This is a genomic window from Streptomyces sp. (genome assembly GCF_036524955.1).
Lineage (GTDB): Bacteria > Actinomycetota > Actinomycetes > Streptomycetales > Streptomycetaceae > Actinacidiphila.
In genome coordinates this window covers 20,463-27,774 of sequence record NZ_DATDBG010000010.1, presented here as the reverse complement: position 1 = coordinate 27,774, position 7,312 = coordinate 20,463, and the positions used below count along the sequence as shown (strand labels likewise).

The following is a 7,312-nucleotide window of genomic DNA, read 5'->3' as shown; positions in this document are numbered from 1 at the left end:
ACGGGGAGAAAGCCCTGCTCGAGAAGGTCGGGGAGATGAAGGGAACCGACAAGGCCATGGCCACGCGGCTTCACGCGATCATCACGGCTGCGGCGCCCTCCCTCTCGCCGAAGACGTGGTACGGGATGCCCGCGTACGCGAAGGGCGGCAAGATCCTTTGCTTCTTCCAGAGCGCCGAAAAGTTCGGTTCGAGGTACGCCACGTTCGGCTTCAGCGACGAGGCGAACATCGACCAAGGGGCGATGTGGCCGACCTCATGGGCCCTCAAGGGGCTGACCGCCGCCGAGGAGAAGAAGATCGTCGCGCTCGTGAAGAAGGCGGTTCGCTGAGGAGCATGGCGACGGATAAGGCGACGCGGCCGCCTGCGCTGCAGACTGCCGACAGCCACGACCTGATCCGCGTGCACGGCGCGCGCGTGAACAACCTCAAGGACGTCAGCATCGAGCTCCCGAAGCGCCGGCTGACGGTCTTCACCGGCGTCTCCGGCTCGGGCAAGAGCTCGCTGGTGTTCGGCACGATCGCCGCGGAGTCGCAGCGGCTGATCAACGAGACCTACAGCGCCTTCGTGCAGGGCTTCATGCCGACGCCGGCGCGGCCCGAGGTCGACGTACTCGAAGGGCTGACGACCGCGATCATCGTCGACCAGCAGCGGATGGGTGCCGACGCCCGCTCCACGGTCGGCACCGCCACCGACGCCAACGCGATGCTGCGCATCCTCTTCAGCCGGCTCGGGCAACCGCACATCGGCTCGCCCAACGCGTTCTCCTTCAACGTCCCCTCGGTCCGAGCGAGCGGTGCGATCACGATCGAACGCGGTGCCGGCAAGACCGTGAGACAGACCTTCACCCGCACCGGCGGCATGTGTCCGCGCTGCGAAGGCCGGGGCACGGTCTCCGACATCGACCTCACCCAGCTCTTCGACGACTCCAAGTCGCTCGCCGAGGGCGCGATCACCATCCCCGGCTACAAGGTGGACGGCTGGTGGACAGTGGGGATCTTCACCGAGTCGGGCTTCCTCGACCCGGACAAGCCGATCCGCGACTACACCGAGACCGAGCTGCACGACTTCCTCCACCGCGAGCCGACCAAGGTGAAGGTCAACGGCGTCAACCTCACCTACGAGGGGCTGCTCCCCAAGGTCCAGAAGTCGTTCCTCTCCAAGGACCGGGAGGCGATGCAGCCGCACATCCGGGCGTTCGTGGACCGGGCGGTCACCTTCACCGCCTGCCCCGACTGCGGCGGCACCCGGCTGAGCGAGGCGGCCCGGTCGTCGCGGATCGGCGGGATCAACATCGCCGACGCGTGCGCGATGCAGATCAGCGACCTGGCCGAATGGGTCCGCGGTGTCGACGAGCCGTCGGTGGCGCCGCTGCTCGCCGCGCTGCGGCAGACCCTCGACTCGTTCGTGGAGATCGGGCTGGGCTACCTCTCGCTCGACCGGTCGTCGGGCACGCTGTCGGGTGGCGAGGCGCAACGTGTCAGGATGATCCGCCACCTCGGCTCGTCGCTCACCGACGTCACCTACGTCTTCGACGAGCCCACCATCGGGCTGCACCCCCATGACATCCAGCGGATGAACGACCTGCTGCTGCGGCTGCGGGACAAGGGCAACACGGTGCTCGTCGTGGAGCACAAGCCGAAGACGATCGCGATCGCCGACCACGTCGTCGACCTCGGCCCCGGCGCCGGTGCGGCGGGCGGCACCGTCTGCTTCGAGGGCACCGTCGAGGGGCTGCGGGCCGGCGGCACCATCACCGGCCGCCATTTCGACGACCGGGCCGCGCTCAAGGAGACGGTGCGGACGCCCACCGGCACGCTGGAGATCCGCGGCGCGACGGCGCACAACCTGCGCGACGTCGACGTCGACATCCCGCTCGGGGTGCTTGTCGTCGTCACCGGCGTCGCCGGCTCCGGCAAGAGCTCGCTCGTGCACGGGTCGCTGGTCAACACTCCAGGGGCCGCCTGGGGGCACCACCCGGCCGCCAGGCCGGGGGAGGGTGTGGTGTCGGTCGACCAGGGCGCGATCCGCGGCTCGCGACGGAGCAACCCGGCGACGTACACCGGACTGCTCGACCCGATCCGCAAGGCGTTCGCGAAGGCCAACGGCGTGAAGCCGGCGCTGTTCAGCGCCAACTCCGAGGGCGCCTGCCCCAACTGCAACGGCGCCGGCGTCGTCTACACCGACCTGGCGATGATGGCCGGCGTCGCCACCACCTGCGAGGAGTGCGAGGGGAAGCGGTTCCAGGCATCGGTGCTGGACCACCACCTCGGCGGCCGGGACATCAGCGAGGTGCTCGCGATGTCGGTGACCGAGGCCGAGGAGTTCTTCGGCGCCGGTGAGGCGCGTACGCCGGCCGCGCACGCCGTCCTCGGCCGGCTCGCCGACGTCGGGCTCGGCTACCTCAGCCTCGGCCAGCCGCTCACCACGCTGTCCGGCGGCGAGCGGCAGCGGCTCAAGCTGGCCACCCACATGGCCGAGAAGGGCGGCGTCTACGTCCTCGACGAGCCGACCGCCGGCCTCCACCTCGCCGATGTCGAGCAGCTGCTCGGCCTGCTCGACCGGCTCGTCGACTCCGGCAAGTCGGTCATCGTCGTCGAGCACCACCAGGCGGTCATGGCGCACGCCGACTGGATCATCGACCTCGGCCCCGGCGCCGGTCACGACGGCGGCCGGATCGTCTTCGAGGGCACACCCGCCGGCCTCGTCGCCGCCCGCTCCACCCTCACCGGCGAGCACCTCGCGGCCTACGTCGGCACCTGACCGAGGCCCTCGCGGCACCCCCGCGGAACACCTCGCAGGCCGGGCATCTGATCGTGGGGCCTCCTGTGAAGTGCTTGGGGACCGACGGCTGTACCGACGGTCCCCAAGGCCGAGGCTCCGCGGCCTGCCGCATGCGACACCACGGTGGTCCGGAACGACTGAGATCTGCTCACCTCCGGCGAGACAGGTCAGCCGGTGACGGTTGTCCTGCTCATGTGACATCTGGCGTGCTCAGGCACGCACTCGGTCACACAGGCGTAACGCGACTTTTGCAAGCGTGGTGCTTGCAAAAGTTAGCGGGATGGGTGCAGGGTGGGTACATGGGTGCTGCGCTGAAGTTGGGTGAGTATCTGCGGGAGCAGCGGCGGAGTGCGCAGTTGAGTTTGCGGCAGCTCGCGGAGGCGGCCGGGGTGTCGAATCCGTATTTGAGCCAGATCGAGCGCGGGTTGCGGAAGCCCAGTGCGGAGATCTTGCAGCAGTTGGCGAAGGCGCTGCGGATATCGGCGGAGACGCTCTACGTGCAGGCGGGGATTCTCGACGCGCGGGAGCGGGACGAACTGGAGGTGCCGGCGGCGATCTTGACGGACCCGTTGATCAACGAGCGGCAGAAGCAGGTGCTGATCCAGATCTACGAGTCCTTCCGCAAGGAAAACGCCGCCGCGGGGGCAGCCGAGAGGTCGGAGCAGCCGGAGCAACGCGAGAAGAAGCCGGAGCGGTTCGAGAAGCGGCAGGAGTCGGCGACGTCGGATGAGCCGGGCGAAGACGCGGGCGGCGACGACGCCGAAGAGGAAGCAGACGGGGCCGTCCCCGTATGGGAGGAAGACCACAGATGACGATCACCGATGACATCGTGAAGACCCTGCGCAACCCCACGCCGCTGTACGCGGTCGCGGGCGCGGCGGACCTGGCCGCGGAGAAGCTGCGGGAGGTGCCGCCGCTGATCGAGAAGATCCGGGAGCAGGCGCCGGGGCAGATCGAGAAGCTGCGGGCCACCGACCCCAAGGTGGTGCAGCAGCGGGTCACCGCGCAGGCGAAGGACGCGCAGACCAAGCTGAACGAGACCCTCGCCGAGCTCGACCTCAAGGAGCTGCGGGACTTCAAGAAGCTCAGCGAGTCCATGCAGAACGTGGCGCTCCAGGGCGTCGGCCGGGCGGCCGAGGCGGCGGTTCGGGTCCGCGAGACCTACGACGAGCTGGCCGAACGCGGCAAGGGCGCCGTGGCGGGCTGGCGCGGCCAGGCGGCCGACGAGGTGGTGGAGATCGCCGCCGCCGTCGAGCCCGAGCCGGCGTCCGAACCGGCGTCAGAACCGGCGAACGCGGAGGAGCCCGCCGCGGTGAAGAAGCCCGCCGCTCGCCGGACCACCACCAGGAAGACCACGGACACGCCCGCGGAGTAGCAGCGGCCGGCGGACGCGGAACGGTACGGGCACGCTTTGCGCGCCCGGCCCGTTCCGCGGGTAGGACCGGTACGGTGGCAGCGGAAGCAAACGGACGGCACGGTGACGTGAGGCGGTGGACGGTGTGCTGATCACGGGGTTCTTCTCGGTGGTCGCCCTGATCTCGTGGGCGCTCTTCCTCTTCGCGGTGTTCGCGTTCGTCGACGCGGCGATCCGCCGGGAGGACGCGTACCGCGCCGCGGACAAGAACACCAAGCCGTTCTGGCTGCTCATCCTCGGTATCGCGGCCGTGGTGATGAAGCTCTTCTCGATCCTGTCGTTCCTGCCGGTGATCGGCCTGATCGCCGTGATCGTCTACATGGTCGACGTACGGCCGGCGGTGCGCGAGGTGGCCGGGCGCGGCGGTCGCGGCCCCCGGCGCCGCAACCGCGGCAGCAGCAGCGACGGGCCGTACGGTCCGTACAACGGCTGAGCGACCGGGGTAAGGGCCGGGACGACCGGGAAGGGCCGGGAGGCGGGAGGCAGGCCTGGGGTCACCCCTGCCGCTCCAGCAGCACCACCGCCACGTCGTCCGTCAGCTCGCCCCCGTTCAGCTCCCGCGCCTCCGTGACCACCGCGTCCAGCAGTTCCTCGCCGCCGAGTCCGGAGGCCAGCCGGCGCGCCGCGATCCGTAGCATCCCGTCCTGGCCGAGCCGCTGCGTGCCCTGGCCGACCCGGCCCTCGATCAGGCCGTCCGTGTAGAGCATCAGGCTCCACCCGTCGCCGAGGCTGACCGGGATACGCCGCCAGCCCGCGTCCGGCAGCAGGCCGAGCGCCGGACCGCCGTCCTCGTACGGCAGCAGGGCCGGCACGCAGCCACCGCCCGCGAACAGCGGCGCCGGGTGCCCGGCGAGGTACAGGCCGGCGGACCGGCCGTCCGGGGCGATGTCCACGACGCACAGGGTCGCGAAGACCTCCTCGTCCGCGCGCTCGTGGACCAGGACGTCCTGCAGGGTGCGCAGCAGTTCGTCGCCGCCGTGCCCGGCGAAGGTCAGCGCGCGCCAGGCGATGCGCAGTTCGACCCCGAGCGCGGCGGCGTCCGGGCCGTGTCCGCAGACGTCGCCGATCATCGCGTGGACGGTGCCGTCGGGGGTGCGGACGGCGTCGTAGAAGTCGCCGCCGAGCAGCGCGCGGCTGCGTCCCGGGCGGTAGCGGGCGGCGAACCGCAGCCCGGACGCGCCCTCCAGCAGCGGCGTGGGCAGCAGGCCGCGCTCCAGCCGGGAGTTCTCGTGGGTGAGCAGGCGGGTCTCGGTGAGCTGCCGCTGCGCGAGGTCGGCCCGCTTGCGTTCGAGGGCGTACCGCACGGCACGCGTGACGGTCCCCGCGTCGATCTCGCCCCGCGCGAGGTGGTCCTGCGCCCCCGCGCGTACGGCCTCGGCGGCCTGCCCGTCGTCCGAGTCGTCGGTCAGCACGAGCACCGCCGTACCGGGCGCGAGGCGCAGCACCTGCCGCAGGGCGGCAGGCACGTCCGGCAGGTCCAGCAGGATGCAGTGCACGTCGTCCGTGAGCAGCCGCTCGGCCGCGATGAGATTACGGGCCCGCAGGACGCGGATGCGCGGGCCGCTGCCGTCCTGGAAGAACGGCGCGGTGAACGCGCCCGTCGGGTCGTCGCCGATCACGAGCAGCGTGAGGGTCGCCGGGCTCGTGGCGTCCTGCCGCTGGCGGGGGAGGGCGACGGGGGTGATCGGGACGTCCGGAGCCCCGGCCCGGGGGCACGGCGCCGTGGTGTACGGATGCTCGCAGCGGTCGGCAGCCGACGTGTACGGGTCCTCGTACGGGTCCCGGTACGGCTCCTCGACCCGAGCGGACCGCCGGTCCGCGGGCACGACCGCCCGGCCCTCGGCCCCGGGACCATCGGTGACAGAGGGCCGTTCGGTGTCGCGCCCGGCAGCGCACATCAAGCGACTCCTTCCGTTCCCCCGAGGGCCGACAGGCCCCAGTGGCTCGTGACCCTAGTGGCTGGACACGGTGTGACGGGAGAGCCAGAAGTGAACCCCCAGTGGCATATGCGGTGGCCAGCGGCCGGTTTCGCCGCGGATGTGCCGTTCCGCACATGACAAACATCACGCCCTCCGGCTGCAACCGCGCGGGTGCTCCGACCCGCACTCGGGGCACCCGCGCTCGGACAAGACGCCTGGTCAGACGCACGTGCAGGGGCGAGGACGCCTCGGGCAGGGCCAACCGGCCAAGGCCCCCCTCACCCTCGCGGCGCCACCGCCGCCCAGTCCACCGTGATCTCCCCCTGCCGCCACCGCGCGGGTCCGTCCGTCACCGGCCAGCCGTCCTCCCGCAGATCGCGGACCGACCGTATCCAGCGCTGCCGGGCGCCGAGCGCGGACAGCGGGGCCGCGGCGGCCCAGGCGCGGTCGAAGGCGGAGAGGAAGGCGTGCACCCCCTCGCCCGGCACATTGCGGTGGATCAGCGCCTTGGGGAGGCGTTCTGCCAGGTCGGAGGGTTTGTGGAGGGAGCTGAGCCGGGTCGCGAAGGTGACCGTACGCGGGCCCTCGGGCCCGAGTGCCACCCAGACGTGCCGGCGGCCGATCTCGTCGCAGGTGCCCTCCACCAGCAGCCCGCCGGGGGCGAGCCGGGCCCGCAGCCGGGCCCACACGGCGGCGACCTCGGCCTCCTCGTACTGGCGCAGGACGTTCGCCGCCCGGATCAGCGTGGGGCGGCGCGCGGCGGGCAGGGGGACCTCGAAGCCGCCGCGGAGGAAGGTGAGGCCGTCACGGGCGTACCGCTGGGCCGCCGAGACCCGAGCCGGGTCGATCTCCACGCCGACCACCTGGGCGTCGGGACGGACCCGGCGCAGCCGCCCCAGGAGTTCGACGGCGGTCCAGGGCGCGGCCCCGTATCCCAGGTCCACCGCGACCGGATCGGCGGCGGTTCGCAGCGCCCGGCCGTGCGTGGCCGCGATCCAGCGGTCCATCCGCCGCAGCCGGTTCGGATGGGTGGTCCCCCGGGTGACCACCCCCACCACCCCGCTCGCACGTCCGCCACCCATGCCATGAGGGTAAGGGCCCCCGGACCGGGCACCCGCCCAACCGGCAGACCCCCGTTCCGCTTCCCCGTGCCGGACCAGGAAATGGAATGGCTCATTCCGGTGTTGACGGAGGTCG

The 7,312-nt window shown here is 71.7% G+C and carries 7 protein-coding genes; 5 read left to right on the top strand and 2 right to left on the bottom strand.

The window, feature by feature from the left end; translation table 11 throughout:
- The 5 genes from VIW71_RS00780 to VIW71_RS00760 form a co-directional block, all read left to right on the top strand.
- Window positions 1-329 (top strand): iron chaperone (locus tag VIW71_RS00780; protein ID WP_331619808.1); only part of this gene is annotated, 329 nt, incomplete at its 5' end.
- A 5-nt stretch (window positions 330-334) separates the two neighbouring features.
- Entirely contained in the window at window positions 335-2,761 is a 2,427-nt protein-coding gene (locus VIW71_RS00775; protein WP_331619807.1) for an excinuclease ABC subunit UvrA, read from the top strand.
- 320 nt (window positions 2,762-3,081) lie between these two features.
- Complete coding sequence (locus tag VIW71_RS00770; protein WP_331619806.1) at window positions 3,082-3,594, top strand: helix-turn-helix domain-containing protein; 513 nt, start codon at window positions 3,082-3,084, stop codon at window positions 3,592-3,594.
- A complete protein-coding gene (locus VIW71_RS00765) occupies window positions 3,591-4,157 on the top strand; it encodes a hypothetical protein (protein WP_331619805.1) in 567 nt (188 codons plus the stop codon). Before VIW71_RS00770 ends, VIW71_RS00765 begins: the two co-directional genes overlap by 4 nt.
- A gap of 115 nt (window positions 4,158-4,272) precedes the next feature.
- On the top strand, window positions 4,273-4,629 hold the full coding sequence (locus tag VIW71_RS00760) for a DUF2516 family protein (RefSeq protein ID WP_331619804.1): 357 nt from the start codon (window positions 4,273-4,275) through the stop codon (window positions 4,627-4,629).
- Between the two features lie 61 nt (window positions 4,630-4,690).
- Here the strand turns inward: VIW71_RS00760 and VIW71_RS00755 are convergent, their stop codons facing one another.
- The gene (locus VIW71_RS00755) at window positions 4,691-6,094 is read right to left on the bottom strand and encodes a PP2C family protein-serine/threonine phosphatase (RefSeq protein WP_331619803.1); all 1,404 of its coding nucleotides are present in this window, start codon (window positions 6,092-6,094) and stop codon (window positions 4,691-4,693) included.
- Between the two features lie 299 nt (window positions 6,095-6,393).
- Entirely contained in the window at window positions 6,394-7,197 is an 804-nt protein-coding gene (locus VIW71_RS00750; protein WP_331619802.1) for a class I SAM-dependent methyltransferase, read from the bottom strand.
- Between the last annotated feature and the right edge of the window lie 115 nt (window positions 7,198-7,312).